This window comes from Thermocrispum agreste DSM 44070 (assembly GCF_000427905.1).
In the GTDB taxonomy this organism is placed as follows: domain Bacteria; phylum Actinomycetota; class Actinomycetes; order Mycobacteriales; family Pseudonocardiaceae; genus Thermocrispum; species Thermocrispum agreste.
The window spans coordinates 274592-292469 of the sequence record NZ_KE386603.1; the positions used below are offsets into that span (position 1 = coordinate 274592).

15 protein-coding genes are annotated in these 17878 nt (G+C 69.4%); 6 read left to right on the forward strand and 9 right to left on the reverse strand.

Features of this window, described 5'->3' with window-relative positions; genetic code table 11:
- Positions 1-61: 61 nt before the first annotated feature.
- The 4 genes from YWY_RS0111450 to YWY_RS24300 all read right to left on the reverse strand — a co-directional run bounded on the left by YWY_RS0111450 (position 62) and on the right by YWY_RS24300 (position 4596).
- Positions 62-970 carry an ABC transporter permease gene (locus YWY_RS0111450; protein WP_028847714.1) on the reverse strand — a complete coding sequence of 303 codons (909 nt, stop codon included), beginning with the start codon at positions 968-970 and terminating at the stop codon, positions 62-64.
- Positions 970-2196 carry an ATP-binding cassette domain-containing protein gene (locus YWY_RS21580; protein WP_051310161.1) on the reverse strand — a complete coding sequence of 409 codons (1227 nt, stop codon included), beginning with the start codon at positions 2194-2196 and terminating at the stop codon, positions 970-972. Before YWY_RS21580 ends, YWY_RS0111450 begins: the two co-directional genes overlap by 1 nt.
- A gap of 689 nt (positions 2197-2885) precedes the next feature.
- Positions 2886-4004 carry an alanine dehydrogenase gene (gene ald / locus YWY_RS0111460; RefSeq protein ID WP_028847715.1) on the reverse strand — a complete coding sequence of 373 codons (1119 nt, stop codon included), beginning with the start codon at positions 4002-4004 and terminating at the stop codon, positions 2886-2888.
- Positions 4005-4086: 82 nt separating this feature from the next.
- Positions 4087-4596, reverse strand: coding sequence for a CGNR zinc finger domain-containing protein (locus tag YWY_RS24300; protein WP_169725242.1), 510 nt, complete (start codon positions 4594-4596; stop codon positions 4087-4089).
- 177 nt (positions 4597-4773) lie between these two features.
- Between YWY_RS24300 and YWY_RS24305 the strand changes: the two genes are divergently transcribed.
- The 3 genes from YWY_RS24305 (at position 4774) to YWY_RS0111480 (ending at position 8985) form a co-directional block, all read left to right on the forward strand.
- Positions 4774-5670, forward strand: a complete 897-nt coding sequence (locus YWY_RS24305; RefSeq protein WP_169725243.1) for a substrate-binding periplasmic protein — start codon at positions 4774-4776, stop codon at positions 5668-5670.
- 647 nt (positions 5671-6317) lie between these two features.
- The gene (gene ggt, locus YWY_RS0111475; protein ID WP_038045023.1) at positions 6318-8105 is read left to right on the forward strand and encodes a gamma-glutamyltransferase; all 1788 of its coding nucleotides are present in this window, start codon (positions 6318-6320) and stop codon (positions 8103-8105) included.
- A 34-nt stretch (positions 8106-8139) separates the two neighbouring features.
- On the forward strand, positions 8140-8985 hold the full coding sequence (locus YWY_RS0111480; protein WP_028847719.1) for an alpha/beta hydrolase: 846 nt from the start codon (positions 8140-8142) through the stop codon (positions 8983-8985).
- A gap of 231 nt (positions 8986-9216) precedes the next feature.
- Here YWY_RS0111480 and YWY_RS0111485 read toward each other — a convergent pair whose 3' ends face one another.
- From YWY_RS0111485 to YWY_RS21595, 4 genes are all read right to left on the reverse strand, one after another.
- Positions 9217-9681: a pyridoxamine 5'-phosphate oxidase family protein gene (locus tag YWY_RS0111485; RefSeq protein ID WP_028847720.1), complete on the reverse strand. Its 465-nt coding sequence runs from the start codon at positions 9679-9681 to the stop codon at positions 9217-9219.
- 797 nt (positions 9682-10478) lie between these two features.
- Positions 10479-11183, reverse strand: a complete 705-nt coding sequence (locus tag YWY_RS21590; protein ID WP_051310162.1) for an anti-sigma factor family protein — start codon at positions 11181-11183, stop codon at positions 10479-10481.
- The gene (locus tag YWY_RS0111500) at positions 11180-11701 is read right to left on the reverse strand and encodes a sigma-70 family RNA polymerase sigma factor (protein WP_028847721.1); all 522 of its coding nucleotides are present in this window, start codon (positions 11699-11701) and stop codon (positions 11180-11182) included. Before YWY_RS0111500 ends, YWY_RS21590 begins: the two co-directional genes overlap by 4 nt.
- Positions 11646-12800: an MASE1 domain-containing protein gene (locus YWY_RS21595; protein ID WP_084609199.1), complete on the reverse strand. Its 1155-nt coding sequence runs from the start codon at positions 12798-12800 to the stop codon at positions 11646-11648. The genes YWY_RS0111500 and YWY_RS21595 overlap by 56 nt, the downstream gene beginning before the upstream one ends.
- Before the next feature lie 103 nt (positions 12801-12903).
- On the opposite strand from YWY_RS21595, the gene YWY_RS0111510 reads away from it, so the two are divergent.
- From YWY_RS0111510 to YWY_RS0111520, 3 genes are read left to right on the forward strand one after another with little or no spacing between them, the layout of a single operon-like run.
- Positions 12904-13899: a glycerophosphodiester phosphodiesterase family protein gene (locus YWY_RS0111510; protein WP_028847722.1), complete on the forward strand. Its 996-nt coding sequence runs from the start codon at positions 12904-12906 to the stop codon at positions 13897-13899.
- A 9-nt stretch (positions 13900-13908) separates the two neighbouring features.
- Positions 13909-14886, forward strand: a complete 978-nt coding sequence (ligD, locus tag YWY_RS0111515; protein ID WP_028847723.1) for a non-homologous end-joining DNA ligase — start codon at positions 13909-13911, stop codon at positions 14884-14886.
- Between the two features lie 7 nt (positions 14887-14893).
- A complete protein-coding gene (locus YWY_RS0111520) occupies positions 14894-16066 on the forward strand; it encodes a lactate 2-monooxygenase (protein ID WP_028847724.1) in 1173 nt (390 codons plus the stop codon).
- Positions 16067-16556: 490 nt separating this feature from the next.
- Here YWY_RS0111520 and YWY_RS0111525 read toward each other — a convergent pair whose 3' ends face one another.
- Entirely contained in the window at positions 16557-17714 is a 1158-nt protein-coding gene (locus YWY_RS0111525) for an acyl-CoA dehydrogenase family protein (protein ID WP_028847725.1), read from the reverse strand.
- Between the last annotated feature and the right edge of the window lie 164 nt (positions 17715-17878).

The window sequence follows — 17878 nt, forward strand, 5'->3', positions numbered from 1 at the left end:
GGAATCCTGCGGCCGTGCCGCCGCCCCGGCGACCGGCCGTCGCCGGGGCGGGGCGGCGGGCTCATGTGATGTCGCGCTGGTAGGTGCGCGCCAGGCCGAGGCCGAAGAACAAGAGCACCCAGCCGAGGAAGATCGCGACGCTGGCGCCCCAGCCGAACGAGCCGAGTGCGCCCGCGCCGAACCGCAGCAGCGAGGACGCCCTGTCGACGATCTCCTCCGGCAAGGTGCCGCCTGCCATGTCCTCCAGCTCGCCGACGATGTTGGACGCGGCCGCGGCGCCGGTGATGCCGTTCGCCGCGCCGTTGGGGAACGCCCCGGCGACGGTCGGGCCGATTTCCTCCGAATTGCTCGCGGAGATGGCCGCGAACGTCATGTCCATGCCGGGACCGACCAGCAGCCCGTAGACGAGCAGCACGACCACGGTGCCGACGGACGAGCCGATCAGGGCTCCAACGCCGAGGCCGAGCAGGGTCCACAGCACGCACGACAGCAGCCCGGATGCGGCGATGGTGATCCACATCTCGCCGTCGACCATTCCTTCGCCGCCGACGCCGAACAGCAGCCCCAGCGAGGCGCCCAGGATGATCACCACGCCGAAGATCGCGCCCCACAGCACGTAGGTGATCGCCTTCGCGCCGAGCAGCGTGCCGCGGTTGGGGGCGGTCAGGAAGCTGGTGGTGATGGTCTTCCTGCCGATCTCCACCGCCAGCGCCATACCGCCGAAGATCATCGGGAAGATCGTGGCGATGTTGATCGCCCTGGTCAGGAAGATGGCGTTCACCGACAGGTCGTTGAGGTCGACGGCGGCGTACCGGCGCAGGTCACGGTTGATGTCCCGGGCGATTTCGTCGAACGCCGACGACCACATCCACGCCCACAGCAGCGCGACTACGAGCGCGGTGAGCAGCAAGCCCAGCCACAGCTTGGTGGTGACGATCTTGCGGAACTCCGCCTTGATGAGCCTGCCCATCAGCCCTGGCCTCCCCAATTCGTGCCGCCCTGCTGGCCGTGTCCCGGTTGCTGTCCCGGTTGCGGGCCGCCCTGCCAGCCCTGCTGCGGCTGACCGCCCTGCCAGCCCTGTTGTGGCTGGCCGCCCCAGGTCTGTTGCGGCTGGCCGCCCCAGGTCTGCTGCGGTTGCTGCCAGCCGCCCTGCTGCGGCTGCTGCCACTGGCCTTGCTGCGGGGCGTACGGGTTCTGCTGCGGGACACCACCGCTCGGCGTCCAGGAACCCTGCTGGCCGCCCGGTGCGAACTGCGGCGGCAACTGGCCGTACTGGGTTTGCGCGGGCGCGGCGTACTGCCCGCTGGTGAGCTGGAAGAACAGCTTCTCCAGGTCCGCGCGCTCTTCCTCGACGCCGTACAGTGCGACGCCTGCTTTGGCCGCCACGTCACCGACCTGCTGCACCGTCGAGTCGTACACCGCGAGCCTGCCGCCCTCGATGGTCTCCACCCGGGTGATGCCCTGCTCCTTCAGCGCGGTGGTCAGCTTGTCGTTGTCCGACGCGTGCACCAGGATCCTGGTTTGCTGCTGCTTGCGCAGCTGGTCCAGCGGTCCGTAGTACATCGTCTGGCCTCGGCTGACGATGACCACCTGGTCGATGGTCTGCTCGAGCTCGGCCAGCAGGTGCGACGACACCAGCACGGTGCGGCCTTCCCTGGCGAAGTTGCGCAGGAACTGCCGCAGCCACGCGATGCCCTCCGGGTCGAGGCCGTTGGCCGGCTCGTCCAGGATCAGCACCTGCGGGTTGCCCAGCAGCGCGGCGGCCAGTGCCAGCCGCTGCCGCATACCGAGCGAGAAGCCGCCGACCTTCCGGTTGCCCGCCTCGGACAGGCCGACCAGGCCGAGGACCTCTGCCACGCGGGTGTCCGGGACACCGATCGCCGCCGCGTAGACCCGCAGGTGGTTGCGCGCGGTGCGCTTGGGGTGAAAGCCCTCGTTCTCCAGCACCGACCCGACGACGGTGGCCGGGTTGCCGAGTTTGTCGTGCGGCAGCCCGTTGATGGTGGCCATGCCCTGGGAGGGCCGTACCAGGCCCAGGATCATCCGCAGGGTGGTGGTCTTGCCTGCACCGTTCGGGCCGATGAAGCCGGTGACCGACCCCGGCTCCACGGTGAAGCTCAGATTCGACACCGCCTGTACCGCACCGAAGTTCTTGCTCAGGTGCTGTACGACGATGCGGCCACTGCCGTCATGCATCACAGCTCTCCGTCCGTTTCACGGGCGATCCGCACAGCTCGTGCTGCGCCATCCTGCCGTACTCGTCGGTCCATCCGCCGTTGGTTCCGATGAATTTGCCGAAGGTTGCCACGCAACCGTCCGTGTTCCCCTATGGTGGTAATTGGCGGCCTGCTCCCAGTGACCCCCAGGCTGGTCGAGCGGGCCGCCCTTTTGTGCCTGGGCACCTGCCGACTGCGGGCTTCGCCGCCAGGCCATCCGCGGTCTCCTCGGGTATGTGCGGGCACGGCCGTCGCAGATCTGTCGCGGCAACCGCACAGCGGGCAGGCTATCGGTTGCCGCGCGCGCGGCCGCGCAACCCTCGCCGTAGTGCCGATCACGATCCTGTGACGTGCGGCTCCGCGCGACAGTTTCGCGCGGCCGAGTGAAGCATGGTGACCTGCGACACCACGGCGCTCTTTGCTTGCTGGAGAGCGGCCTGGGCGCAGGCGACGTTCGCGGCGGGGAGTACCGGGATGGCTGCGACCTGGTGATGGCGGCCTTGTGCCACTGCACAGACGCCAGGCTGACCCGCGGCGCCGGGCACGGCCCCACGGTTCCGGGTACGGCCCCCGCGGTTCCGGGTACGTCGGCAGGTGTCGGTCAGCGCTGCGCAGTTGGCTGCACCGGCCGTGCCTGACCGCCCCGGAACGGTCCGGTTTTGCGTGGTGTCATGAGCCGAGCACGCTCGTCAGTTCCACGGCCGGAAGGTCGTGAGCGCTGGCCACCGCCTCGTTGGTCAGCGTCCCGGCGTGCGTGTTGAGCCCGAGCGCGAGGGCTTCGTCGGCCGTGGCTGCGGCCCGCCAGCCGCGCTCGGCGATCTGGACGACGTACGGCAGCGTGACGTTGGTCAGTCCGTAGGTGGAGGTCCGGGGGACGGCGCCCGGCATGTTCGCCACGCAGTAGAACACCGAGTCGTGCACCTCGAACGTCGGGTCGTCGTGGCTGGTCGGGCGGGTGTCGGCGAAGCAGCCGCCTTGGTCGACCGAGATGTCCACCAGGACGCTGCCCGGCTTCATCTGCGCCACCAGATCGTTCGACACCAGCTTGGGGGCCTTCGCACCGGGCACCAGCACCGCGCCGATCACCAGGTCGGCCTGCAGCACGGCCTCCTCCAACGCGAGGGTGCTGGACGTCAGTGTCACGATCGCGCCGTGGTACTGCGCGTCGATCTGGCGCAGCCGGTCCACGTTGGTGTCCAGGACCTCGACGTGCGCACCCATGCCGAGCGCCACGCGAGCCGCGTTCAGGCCCGCCACGCCTCCGCCGATGACGACGACACGCGCCGGGTGCACACCGGGAATGCCGCCGGGGAGAACGCCACGGCCACCGTTGGGACGCATCAGCGCGTTGGCGCCGACTTGCGGTGCGAGCCGTCCGGCTACTTCGGACATCGGTGCCAGCAACGGCAGAGCGCCGGACGGCAGCTGTACCGTCTCGTAGGCGATCGCTGCCGTCCCTGCGGCCAGCAACGCTTCGGTGAGCTGCCGGTCGGCGGCCAGATGCAAGTAGGTGAACAGCGTCAGGTCGGATCGCAAGAACGGATACTCGTCCGCGATCGGCTCCTTGACCTTGAGCACGAGCTCGGCATCGCCCCACACGTCCTCGGCGGTGGAGACGATCTTGGCACCGGAGGCCACGTACTCCTCGTCGGGAATGCCTGCGCCGAGGCCGGCCTCGGCCTCCACGTACACCTCGTGACCGCGCTCGGTCAGCTCGCGTGCCCCAGCCGGGGTCAGCGCCACGCGGTACTCGCGCTTCTTCCGCTCCTTGGGAACGCCGACACGCATGGCCGACCACCTCCCCACCTGCGGCGCTGCTGGCGTGGTTGCCTCCACTATGGCGCGTGCCGGAGGCGATGTCACCGATCGATCAGCGGGTCTTGCCTCCGTCGCGGGAGCGCCAGGCGTGCTGTTTGGCGCGATTGCCGCAGATCCGCATCGAGCACCAGCGGCGGGAGCGGGCCTTGGAACGGTCGTAGAAGGCCCATCGGCAGGCGTCGTTGGCGCAGACCTTCATGCGCGACCAGGTGCCGTCCGCCATCGCGCCGATCACGATGGTCAGCAACCGCCCCACCGCCTGGTGGACCCCGTCGCCGCGGGCGTGCACCTGCCACGAGCCGGATGGGGTGAAACGGACGGCCAGACCGACGCGCGCGGCCGTCGCGTTCAGCCGGTCCAGCACGGCGTCGCCGAGCCGACCGTTCCGATGCACGCCGAGGACATCGCGCAAGGATTCGCGAAACGCCACAACCTCGTCGCGATCCGCACGGTCCAAGGTGTCGACCGACCGATCGAGCAGGTCTTGTCCACGCAACCAGCGCAGGCATGCCTCCGGGGTCGCCAACGTGTCGTTGCCGGCTTCGATGTCGCAGGTGTTCACGAACCGGCGGACGACCTCCAGCCGCCCGGGAGCTGCCGCGGATTGCGTGGCAGGCATCCTGCAAGTGTAACCGGATTGACGTGTGATGCAGTTACGGATAGGTTGCCCGCCCTTGATGCCCCGACAGTCATGTTCTTCGTCGTTGCCGACCACAGGATGGTGAGAAGGACGTTCGCCGTGCTCGCGGCGAGTGTGCTGCTGGCCGGATGCGATGCCGGTGACGTCCTCGGCTTCGGGACCGGCGACGAAGAGGATCGGCCGTCCGAGCTGGTCTTCGCCGGATGCCCTGGTGGCGGGAAGGAGACCGTCACCGTCGGGCTCACCCCCGAGGAGGCTTGGGGGAACCGGCTCGGGCCGACGTTGGAACCGCCGGCGCCGGACGCGAACGGCAGGGTTGCGGTGGACGGCTTCCGGGTCGCCGTCGCTTGCGAGGTGGCGAAGCGCATTCACGGCGACGACGTGACCGTGAAGTGGAAGGTCCTCAACTCCAGGTACGACCTGGAAGATGCGGTGACGAGCGGCGAGATCGATCTGATGTCCTCGATCTCCGCGCCGTACGCCGAGCACAGGACCAGCATGCTCTTGACGCGGTCCTACTACGTCAGCGGTCCGGCGATCCTCGTCACGGCGCAAAGCGGTCTGAAGGACTACGACGACCTGAACAAGTCCGGCAAGAAGCTGTGCGACATGCTGGTGGCTCTCGCGGAAGATCTGCCGGACGATCAGTTCGAGATCGTCAAGGAGCACAACACGTTCGTCTGCCTCGAGAAGCTCGCAGCAGGCGAGGTCGACGGTGTCCACGGCGATGCGCTCGAGCTGGCGGAAATCGCCTACGGCCGTGATCCGCAGCTGAAGCTGCTCGACATGCGCAAGCCGATCGCGCAGGAGATGGCCCTGCAAACGCGTGTCGTCGACTACGCCATGGGTGTGAACCCGAACGTGGCCGGGCTGCGGAAGAAGGCCGATCAGGCAATGGCGGACGTCATTTCCGACGGCACCTGGGAGAAACTCCGGAAGCACTATCTCGATCCGGTCGGGTATCCGGCCAAACAACCACCGCCGCCGGAGGGATGACGGAATCTGCCGGTCGCCGGGGTGTCGGTCCGCGCTGATCGGCACCGCGCGGCTGGCCGCCGTCCACCTGACGCGCCGCCCCTCGCAAGGCTGCGAAAGTCTTCGGTGAGATGTTTCCCGGTGTGCATGCGGGCGGCGGACAGCGGCAGCCACGGTGTGCCGACGGAGCTGATGTTTCCCGGTGTGCATGCGGGCAGCGGCCGACGTGGCCGTGACGACCGTGGTGTCAGCCGCCTGTGGGGTGCAGCCCGTCAGGAGGAAGCCGAGAAGCCTGCCTGGCCGGAGAGGCCGACCAGGTACCGGTGGGCCTCATGGCGATGGACCCTGGACGAACCACGCCTGCCGCTGCGGGAAGCCCGCCGAACCATCCGGCCGGGAGCTGACCCGGTCAGGGACTGGTGGCGCTCACCCTCGATGCGGCGGAGGCGGAGCGCCGGCTGCTGACGCGAGTGGCACGTCATTGTCGGTCGAGCACGTTCCGACGACGACGTGGAGTTGCCAGAATCCGAGTGGTGACCTGCGCAGACGCCGCCGACGGTGGCGACAGCACGCGCTGACGGAAATTTTCCCATTCGCGCCGGAGGGTGGTGCTCGGGCACCGAACGGAGCATGATCCCCAATGGCCGAGGAGTCGGAAGGGGATCGTGATGGGTTCACGCGGACTGTTCGCCCGTGGCGCGGCACTGGCCTCGATCGGTGCGCTGACGCTGGGCTTGGTCGCCCAGCCTGCGGCCGCCGAGCCGAGGCACTGGCCGCTGACCAAACAGCCGGTGGCGGTCGGCTCCGGCGGTGCGGTGGCCACCGTGGACGTCGAGGCCACCCGGGCGGGCTTGTCGGTGTTGCGCAAGGGTGGGAACGCGGTCGATGCGGCGGTCGCCGCGGCCGCGGTGCTCGGGGTGACCGAGCCGTACTCGTGCGGCATCGGCGGTGGCGGTTTCATGCTGATCTACACCGCCAAGGACAAGAAGGTGCACGCGATCGACCACCGGGAAATGGCCCCGGCGGCGATGCAGCCGGACGCCTTCTTCGAAAACGGCAAGGTGCTGCCGTTCGACGACGCCCGCTACAGCGGACGGTCGGCGGGCGTGCCGGGCACGGTCGCCGGGTGGGAGGAAGCGCTCAAGCGATTCGGCACCAAGTCACTGCGCACGGTGCTGCAGCCGGCGATCAAGGTCGCCCGCGACGGCTTCGTGGTGGACCAGACCTTCGCCGACCAGACCGAGGACAACCGCGACTACTTCGACGACATCCCGTCGTCGGCCGCGACGTTCTTGGATCCGGACGGCACGGCACCGGATGTCGGCAGCACGTTCCGTAACCCGGATCTGGCCAAGGCCTACGAGCGGATCGCCCGCTACGGCGCCAAGGGCTTCTACCAGGGGCCGATCGCCGAAGCCATGGCCGAGGCGGCCAGCAATCCGCCGGTGGCCGAGGACGCCAACCACGTCTGGCGTAAGGGCTTCATGACCACCGAGGACATCAAGAACTACCGCGCGGTGTGGCGGACGCCGACCAAGGTCACCTACCGTGGCCTGGACGTCTACGGCATGGCGCCGCCGTCCAGCGGCGGCTCCACGGTCGGTGAGGCGCTGAACATCCTCGAGGGCTACGGCCTGCGCTGGATCAAGCGGGACGAAGCGCTGCACTACTTCCTGGAGGCCTCCCGCTATTCGTTCGCCGACCGCAACGCCTACGCCGCGGACGCCGATTTCGTCGACGTCCCGCTCAAGGGCCTGCTCAGCAAGGACTTCGCGGCCGAGCGCCGTGCGCTGATCACCGGCAAGGCGGCGGGCGTCGTCGAGCCTGGCGACCCGTGGCCGCACAACGGCGGTGGCTCCGGCGGCACGCCGTCGGTGACCCTGGAAAAGGGCACCTCGACGACCCACCTGACGGTCGCGGACAAGCACGGCAACGTGGTGGCCTACACGTTCACCATCGAGTCGACCGGGGGCAACGGCATCACCGTTCCGGGCTGGGGCTTCTTGCTCAACAACGAGCTGACGGACTTCAACTACGACTCGACCACGCACGTCAACCGGGTCGAGGGCGGCAAGCGGCCGCGCAGCTCGATGTCGCCGACCATCGTGCTGGAGCACGGCAAGCCGAAGCTGGCCGTCGGCTCGCCCGGCGGCTCCACGATCATCACCACGGTGCTGCAGATCCTGGTCGACCGCATCGACCTGGGCGCCACGCTGCCGGAGGCGATCGCGGCGCCGCGGGCCACCCAGCGCAACGGTGAGACCACCTCGGCCGAGGCAGCCTTCATCGACAGCCCGGAGGGCCAGGCCCTGCAGGAACGCGGGCACAAGTTCACCGACGGCGGGGAGATCGGCGCGGCGACCGGCATCGAGTTCCTGCCCGGTGGCAAGCTGCTGGCCGCGGCGGAGCCGGAGCGGCGCGGTGGTGGATCCGCCGGGGTGGTGCGACCCTGGTAGCCGCGACGGGGCGGCCGTCCGGTAGGACTGAGGCATGAGCGTGCACGCTGACGGCTGGTTCACCGGCGCCGCAGGAAAACGGATCTATTGGCAGTCGTGGCTCCCCGACGGGCAACCTGTCGGCGTGGTGGTCGTGCTGCACGGCTACGCCGAGCACAGCGGCCGGTACGTGCACGTCGCGGAGGCGCTGAACGCGGCCGGTTATGCCGTGTATGCGCACGACCACCACGGCCACGGCCGGTCCGAGGGGTCGCGGGCGAACATCGGCTCGTTCGCCGGGATTCTCGTGGACACCGACCGGCTGATCCGCAAAGCCGCGGCGGCCCATGACGGTCTGCCGGTGTTCCTGCTCGGCCACAGCATGGGCGGGCTGATCGCCGCGGCCTACGTGTGCGAGGTGAGCGGGCTGACCCGATACCCCCTCGCCGGGGTGGTGCTGTCCGCACCGGCGCTGGAGATCGGCGTCGGCTCCCCGGCGGAGCGGGTCGTTGCCAGGGTGTTGTCGAAGATCGTGCCCGACCTGCAGGTGGCTCCGTTCGAGTCGGGCAAGATCAGCCGCGACCCGCAGGTCGTCGCCGACTACGACGCCGACCCGCTGGTGTACCGGGGCAAGATCAAGGCCCGCACCGGTGCGGAGGTCATGACCACCGTGCAGCGGGTCCGCGACAGCCTGGCGAAGATCGACCTGCCGTGCCTGGTGATGCACGGGGGTGCGGACGAGGTGGTGCGGGTCTCCGGGTCGCAGCTGCTCACCGAGCGGGTGACGACCGCGGACCTGACGTTCACCGTCTACGACGGCCTGTACCACGAGATCTTCAACGAGCCGGAGCGCGAGCAAGTCCTGGCGGACCTGGTCGGCTGGCTCAAGGCGCGGACCTGAGCGCCCACGGTGGTTGCTTCCGGCCGGGGCCGGTCGGCGCGGTCACCGCGTCGACCAATGCCAGGTGGGTGAACGCCTGCGGGAAGGTGCCCAGCCACCGCCCCGCTGTGCGGGTCGATCTCCCCGGCGGCACGTCGATCTCCCCGGCAGCACCGGCGGGTGGGAACCGACCGGTGCCGCCGCTGTGGTCCTGCGACGCGTTTCGCGCATCCGCAGGCGTGAGGCGATCCGCTAGTACCCACCGCCCAGCTTGCGGTGGTCCCAGCTGGTGCGCTTGCGCTCGACGAACTGCAGGCCGACCCGCTTGGCGGCCTGCCTGCGCATCATCTCCTCGGCTCCGGGAGCCAATCCGGCACCACCGGTGTAGCGGTGGGCGAGCTCGACACCGATCCCGGTGACGGTGTCCAGGTCGCGATGGATCACCACGTCGCACTCGAACGTCACTCCGCGCAGCTCGGAGTAGTCCACCCCGGCCTCGACTTGCAGGGTGGCTCGCGGGTCACGCTCCAGGTTCCGCACCTTCTGCGACTTGCCGTACGTCCACGCCCAGATCTGGCCGTCGCGCACGACGAACCACAGCGGCGCCAGGTGGGGCCAGCCGGATGGGCCGATCGTGGCACAGGTGAGGGTGCGCTGTTCGTCGAGGAACGCGGCGACCTCGGCGTCGGTCATCGCGATCTGCTTTCTGCGGTGCATGGCCAGAAGGCTGCCACGCGCCGCCGCGCTGTGCTACGGCGGCCCGGCAGCCGCACCCGGCTGTGCGCTCCGGCTACCGAGTGTGGCGGCTGTGGCTACCACCTACCGGCAACAGCGCCCTGGCAATTGCGCTGGGTGCCGACCTCTGGCCACGCGCCCTGGCTGGGTTGCTGTGCGGTGGCTACCGCTTGCTGGGGATCGACCGTGGGTAGCGTGCTCTGGGGATCGACCGTGCGTAGCGTGCTGTGGGCTAGTGCGTCGTGGTTGGGGTGTTCCGGTTGCCGTCCCGTGGCTCCGGCTGCGTGGCCACGCGCCCTGGCATCTGGCTGCTGCGTCCTGGCCACCGCGCTGTGGTTACCGGACGCTGGCTGCCACATCGTGGGCTGCTTGCTGGCCACAGCGTCTTGGCTGGGGCGTTGTGCAGCCGTGCAGTGGCTACGGCGTCCTGGTAACGCGCTTGAGGCTCGACTGCCGCGCCGTGGTTGCCGCGCGGGGCAGCCCTCTGGCCATGCGTCTTGGCTGGGTGGCCGTGTGGTGGCTGCCACCTTCTGGTGGTCGACCGTGGGCTCCGTGTTGTGGGCTGATGCATCTTGGCTGGGGTGTTCCGGTTGCCGTCCCGTGGCTCCGGCTGCGTGGCAACTGCGCCTGGCACCTGACTTGCCGCGCCCCGGCTACCGGGCTGTGGCTACCGGGCTGCGGCCAGCGGACTCCGGCTGCTGCGGGCTGCTGACCATGGCGCCTCGGCCGTGCCGTTCCGACTGCCGTGCGGTGACACCGCCACCCGGCAACCGACCCTGCTACGGCAACGTGAGCACCTTGATCTTCCGGTCGCCGTAGACGCCGAAGATCTCCACCTGGGCGATGTCGGTCCGTGGCACGGCGGTCGTGCCGGTGAACGTGTAGGTCATCCCAGGCCCCGCTCGCCAGCTACCCACCTGATGCTTGTTGCCGTCGGTGTCGGTCACATACATCAGGTACTCGACCAGCTGAGCGTTGTCGCGGGAGTTGCCGGAGTACCGGCACACGCCCTCGATGCGGGTGCCCCACGGCCCGCCGACCAGCCGGGCCTCGGCGCTGATCGGGCTGGGCGCCACCTTCCTCATCGCCGTCATGCTCGGCAGCTGCGGCGCCGTCCCGGTGTCCGCACCCCACGGCACAGCCAGCGCGACGATCGCCGCGGCCGCGGCGGCGGCGGTCGCGATCCCCGCGGTGCGCCACCACGCCCGCCGTCGCGATCGCCGCTGCCGCCGTTCGGCGACGTCGAGCAGCTGGGGCAGCAGATCCGGTGGCCTGGGTGGCTGAGCCGATTCGTCGAGCAAAGCGTAGGCCTTCTCCGGGGCCAGCGAGGACAGCGGGCCGGCGAGCCCGGTCAGCGCCGTGACCGCGGACGCGCACGTGTCGCACGACGCCAGGTGCTGCTCGTACTCGCGGCGCTCGCTCGGCGAGAGTGACCCGAGCACGTACGCGGCGTCCCATTCCCGGTACCGGTCCGTGGTTGTCACTGGCTCACCCCTCTTTCTTGCAGTGCGAGCCGGAGTGCGCGCAGGCCGTAGTGCAGCCGCGACTTCACCGTGCCGGCCGGAATGTCGAGTTCCGCTGCGATGTCCGCGATCGAGCGGCGCCCGTAGAAGGCGTAGACGATCACGGTCCGGTGCTCGAGCGACAACTGCGCCAGCGCGTCGGCCACCAGCCACGAATCCAGCAGAGCGTCGGTGTCGTCTGCCGACTCGGCGCCATGGTCCCGGGCCGCAGGCAGCTCGTCGTGCGGCACCTCGCGCCGGGTCTGCGCTCGTCGCTGGTTGTCGACCACGAGGTTGCGTGCCACGGTGAACAGCCACGCCCGCGGTGAGGTGTGCCTGCGGGCCAGCGCCCCCGGGCGCTGCAAGGCGCGCAGCAAGGTCTCCTGCACGACGTCGCTGGCCAACTGGGGATCACCGGTCAGGCGCAGCACGAACCGCCACAGATCAGGCGCGTGTTCGTCGTGGAGGGTCCTCAGCAGTGCGGCGCGGTCGTCGGTCATCGATCACTCCCACCCGCACAACGGATGCCGAGGCCCCCGGGTTCACCGGCGCGGACCGGCCGTTGCCGGACAAAGCCGACGCGATGGCCTGCTCGAGTCCCGGATCCGCGTCCGGCGCCGCCGTGGTGGCACGGTGGATCGCTGCCAGGGTACGTTTCCCGAGCCCGGTTTCTTCACTCAGGCGGGTGAGTGCGGTGGCCAGCACCTCGCAGGTTTCCTCCACCGCTTCCTGTGCCTTGTTGCGTTCGGTGATCGCGGTGGACAGCAGCAGGGCGATCAGCGCCAGCGAGCCGTTGTAGACCTGCAGCGTGATCATGGTCGCCATCACGGACTTGTCGGCGAACGGTCCGCCGCCCTCGATGGCGGCCAGCGTGACCAGCACCGAGATGAGCAGTGCGCACGTCGCTGCGCCGAGCACCTCGAACCGGACTGCCGCCCACACCAGCGGGATCACCGTCGGGAAGAGAATGCCGATCGACGTCTCGGTCCCGAGCACGGCCGCGCCGACGGTGCAGGTCAACAGCACCGCCGCCTCGGTGTGCCGGGTCTGCGAGCCGAGCAGCCGCGGACGCCAGTGCCATAGCGCGAACAGTACCGGGGTCGTCATCAGCACACCCATGGCGTCGCCGGCCAGCCAGATGGTCCATGTCGTCCAGTACCCCACGGGCGGCAATGCGTCGGCGACCAGCATGGACGTCGTTCCCAGCGTGGCGCTGAGCGACACCGCCACGATGCCGCCAAGCACGATGAGGGCGACCGCGTCGCGGATGCGGTCGAACTGCGGGCGGAATCCGACCAGCTTGAGCAAGCGCCAGGCGACGACGGAGGAGGCGGTGTTGCCCAGCGCGTTCAGGACGACGACCAGCGCCGGGCCGCCGAACGCGATCGTGGTCAGCAGCGCACCGGCGAACACTCCCGGTGTGGCCCGCCACCCCCATTGGACCAGGCAGAACAGCGCGACCCCGGTGGACGGCCACAGCGGGCTGATCTGACCTTCGGCCAAGGTCAGGGACAGGCCGGCGAGACCAGCGAGCCAGTACGCGAGGGCGGTGCCCACGACGATCATGACCGTGGCGATTTTCGGGCTGACGGTAGGCATGGCCACCCCTCGCAGTGAATGCCGGAAAGTCTGGTCCCGCACTCGATGTCGTAAATGATCTTTGTAGTGCTACTTCCGACTCACCCGGGCTAAAGTGCACTCCATGCGCAGAGCCGCCGTGTTGGTCGTGATCTTGTCCCTGTGCTTGATTTCTCCCGGGCCCGCCGCAGGGGCTGCGGGCAAGACCAAGGACAACCCGTGGCTCCAGGACAGAGTACTCAACATGGCGCATGCTGGTGGAGAAAATGAAGCGCCGGCGAACACGATGTACGCGTTCAAGCGAGCGGTGGCGCTCGGCGCGGACATGATCGAGCTGGACGTGCACGCCACCAAGGACGACCAGTTGGTGGTCATTCACAACGCCACCGTCGACCAGACGACCAACGGCACCGGCCGGGTGCGCGACATGACGTACGAGCAGGTGCACGCGCTGGACGCCGCCTACAACTTCATCCCGGGCAGGCATGCGGTGCCCGGCCAGCCGCCCGAGGCGTATCCGCTGCGCGGGGTACGGACGGGAGAAAAGGAACCGCCTGCGGGCTACCGGCCGTCGGATTTCGCCGTTCCGAAGCTGGCCGACGTACTCGAGGAATTTCCGGACACGCCGATCAACATCGAGATCAAAGGCACCAGCGACACCGACGTCGCCTCGTTCCTGCACAACGCGAAGCTGCTTGCCCGCCTGCTGAAGAAGACCGGGCGCACGGATTTCATCGTGACGTCGTTCAACGACCTGGCGGTGGCGAAATTCCACCTCATGGCGCCAGAGATCCCCATCGCGCCGGGGATGGCCGGGATCGCGGCGTACTTCCTGCTCGGCGTCAAGCCGATGCCCGGAACGGTCGCGCTGCAGGTGCCGGTGCGCTACCAAGGGCTGGAGATCGCCACGCCGGAGTTCATCCGGCGGGCCCACCGCGACGGGTACGCGGTGCACGTGTGGTTCAGCGGAACGGCGCCGGACGACGAAGCGACATACAACCGGATCATCGACGCGTGCGCCGACGGACTGATGCCCGCCTACCCGGCGCTGCTCGAGCGGATCCTCGACGAGCGCGGCATCGAGCGCCCGGGCAAGCCGGGCGTCGACCCGTGCGGATGAGAGGCGGCCATGGCGCACAAGCCGGACGAGATCCGGGCCGGTGTCGAGCTGTCCAGCTTGGACTCCGGGCTGTTCGACGGTGCCGATGCGACGAAGCGCGACCTGATCGACTACCTGGACGCGGTGGCCGATCGGCTCCTGCCGGGCCTAGCCGGACGCCCGTTGTCCGTGGTGCGGGTGCGGCCGGGTCAGGAACCGTTCATGCAGAAGAACGTGCCGAAGTACGCCCCGGAATGGATCCGCACGGTGGATGTGTGGGCGCAGTCGTCCAAGCGCGAAGTCAGCTACGCGCTGTGTGACGACCGGCGGACGCTGCTGTGGTTCGCCAACCAGCGAGCCGTGGAGTACCACCCGACGTTGGTGCGCGCGGACGACTGGGAGCATCCGGACTACCTGGTGCTCGACCTCGATCCGCCCGCCGGGGAGGGTTTCGCCCCGGTCGCGCGGGCCGCCAGGCTGGTACAGCAGGCGCTGGACGACGTCGGACTGCAGGGTGCGGTCAAAACCAGTGGTTCGAAGGGCGCGCACATCTTCGTGCCGTTGACCGGAGCGTCGGCCGACGACGCCGCCGCGGCCACGCGTGCCATCGCGGCGCGTGCCGAGCGAGTCGACCCCTCGGTGGGCACCACCGAGTACGTCAAGGACAAGCGTGGCGGGAAGGTCTTTCTCGATTCGACCCGGGCGTACGGAGCGACCGTGGTGGCCGCGTACAGCCCACGGGTCCGGCCTGGCACGACGGTGTCGTTCCCGGTGAGCTGGGACGAGTTGGAGGACGTCGATCCGCGCGAGTTCACCGTGCGGACAGCACTCGAGCGGCTCGGCGACGCCGATCCGTGGGCGGAGGCGATGCCCGAGCCGCAACAGCTGGCCGACGACCTGGTGGCCGAGGGGATGGAGATCCCGGTGGCACGGGTCGTGGCGATGCACGAAGGAAAACGACGCAAGCGCGAACGAGAGCGCGAACGGGAGCGGGAAGAGGGGCGTTGACACGGCGATGACGCAGCCGGGGAACTTCAGTGATCACCAGCTGGCCATCTACGCGCAGGGCATGTTCGGCGGTGGCAAGCCGTCGTGGACGACCAATCTGGCGCGGCTGGAGGAGTACGCGCGCCAGAAGCTGAGCCCGGAGGCTTTCGGTTACATCGTGCCCAGCGCGGGGGACAACGCCACGACGCGGGCCAACCGGGCGGCGTTCGACCGGTACCGCATCGTCCCGCGCATGCTGCGCGGGCGCGCCGAGCGCAGCTACCGGACCACGGTGCTGGGCACCGACATGCCCGCGCCGGTGATGATCGCGCCGCTGGGGGTGCAGAACCTCGCCCACCCGGACGGCGAGCTCGCCACGGCGCGGGCAGCTGCCGCGCTCGGACTGACGTACGTGCACTCCACACAGGCCTCGCGCAGCTTCGAGGAGGTCGCGGAGGCGGCGGGGGACGCGCCGCGCTGGTACCAGCTGTACTGGCCGACCGACGACGAGCTGTGCCTGAGCTTCCTGCAGCGCGCCAAGGAGAACGGGTTCAGCGTGCTGGTGCTGACCGTGGACACCGTGCTGCTCGGCTACCGCCCGGCCGATCTGGACCGCGGCTACCTGCCGTTCCTGGCCGGCGACGGGATCGCCAACTACTTGACCGACCCGGTCTTCCGCAGCAGGCTGGCCAAACCGCCGGAGGAGGACATGACCGCCGCCGCGCTGCAGTTCGCGCAGGTCTTCCCGCACGCCGGGCTGAGCTGGGAGCGGCTGCCGTGGCTGCGCGAGCACTGGGACGGGCCGATCGTGATCAAGGGCATCCAGTCGGTGGCGGACGCCAAGGCGGCCGCTGACGCCGGCATGGACGGCATCGTGGTGTCCAACCACGGCGGGCGGCAGGTCGACGGGGCGATCGCTGCGCTGGACGCGCTCGGGCCGATCGCCGAGGCGGTGGGCGACGAGCTCACCGTGCTGTTCGATTCCGGCATCCGCACCGGAAGTGACGTGGTGAAGGCGCTCGCGCTCGGAGCGAAGGCCGTGCTGATCGGGCGGCCGTTCGCCTACGGGCTGGCGCTGGGTGGGCAGGCCGGGGTGGAACACGTGCTGCGCTGTCTGCTGGCCGAGTTCGACCTGACCATGGCGCTGTCCGGGCTCAGCATGGACGACCTGGAGCCGGGGATCCTGGCCACGGCCGGCTGACCGACCGCGGCACGGGCCTGGTCGGCCGGGGTGTGGCCGCGGTGCGGTACGAATCGAAGCTGCTTCGCGGAGTGCGTCGATATCACCGTCGGTGATCGCTGCGGTGGGACCGTGGGCGTCCTCGGCTCACACGAGGGGGCCTGGAGGACGTCCCGAGGACACGGTGTCGCGGCAGTCCTGGATCAATGCGCAGGACGATCCCGAGTGCCGAAGCGGCGGCACGAGATCCAGTGCGAAGCGATGACCGTCGCTGCGGCTGGAGAACGATGGTCGCCGCCGCGCGTGCCAAGCGCGCAAGCTCCGTCGTAGGCAGTGGAAGGCGTGCGCTCGCGGTGACTGTTGTATGTCAGCGATCAGTACCGGCCAGCCGGCGCTGCGATTGCCGCTGCCCGTTCGGGCGAGACCGTGATCTAGGCACTCATCCGAGCGCGCTGGTCGGCGGCTTGCCGCGCCGGCCGGCCCGGACGCGGGGCGTCGCCGCCCCGCCGCCCTACAGACCCATGTTCTTGGCGATGATCACCTTCATCACCTCGGACGTCCCGCCGTAGATCCGGCTGACCCGGTTGTCCGCATACAGCCGGGCGATCGGGTACTCGTTGATGTAGCCGTACCCGCCGTGCAGCTGCAGGCATCGGTCGATGACCTTGGATGCCGTCTCGGTGCAGAACAGCTTGGCCGAGGCCGCGTCGGCCGCGGTCAGCTCCCCGGCGTCGTGCGCGTCCAGCGCCCGGTCCACCACGGCTTGGCAGGCGTCCACGTCGGCCTGGCAGGCGGCCAGCTCGAACTTGGTGTTCTGGAACGACGCCAGCGGCTTGCCGAACACCTTGCGTTCCAACACGTACTCCTTGGTGAACCGGACCGCGGCCGCGGCCTGGGCGTAGGCGGACACGGCGATGCCGAGCCGCTCCTGCGGCAGGTTCTGGCCCAGGTAGGTGAACCCCATGTTCTCCTCGCCCAGGAGGTCCTCGACCGGCACGCGCACGTCGGTGAACGACAGCTCCGCGGTGTCCGAGACCCGCAAACCGATCTTGTCCAGCTTGCGGCCCACCCGGTAGCCCTCGGACTTGGTGTCGACCACCAGCAGCGAGATGCCGTAGCGGCGGTCGTCCGGCTTGGGCGGGGCGGTGCGCGCGCACACGATGACCCGGTCGGCGTGCACGCCGCCGGTGATGAACGTCTTGGCGCCGTTGAGGACGTAGTGGGTGCCGTCGTCGGACAGCTTCGCGGTGGTCTGCATCCCGGCCAGGTCGGAGCCGGTGTTCGGCTCGGTCATCGCGATGGCGAACATGATCTCGCCGGTGACCATGCCGGGCAGCCACCGCCGCTTCTGTTCCTCGGTGGCGTAGGCCAGCAGATACGGCAGGCACAGCCCGATGTGCACGCTGCTGCCGCCGAACGACACCCCGGCCCTGGCCACCTCCTCGGTGATCACCGCCTGGAACTTGTAGCCGCCCTCGCCCGCGCCGCCGTACTCCTCGGGCACGCCGATGCTGAACACGCCGAGTTCACCGAGCCGGTAGTAGAACTCCCGGGGGACGATGCCGGCTTCCAGCCATTGCGGGTACACCGGAACGACTTCCGACTCGATGAACGCGCGGAGGGTCTTGCGGAAATCCTCGTGTTCGGTGGTGAAGACGGTGCGCCGCACGGCGACTCCTTTTCCTGAACGCGGTGGCCTCGGCCGCAGCCCGGCCGACCTGCGGTTTCGTTCGTGGTGTCCGAGCACGTCCGCCCCCTGCGGGTGGGTGCGGCCGGTTGCCCGTGGCGGGCGCGGTCGCGGCGAAGTTGGCCGAAGAAATCAGTCGCGCTGCG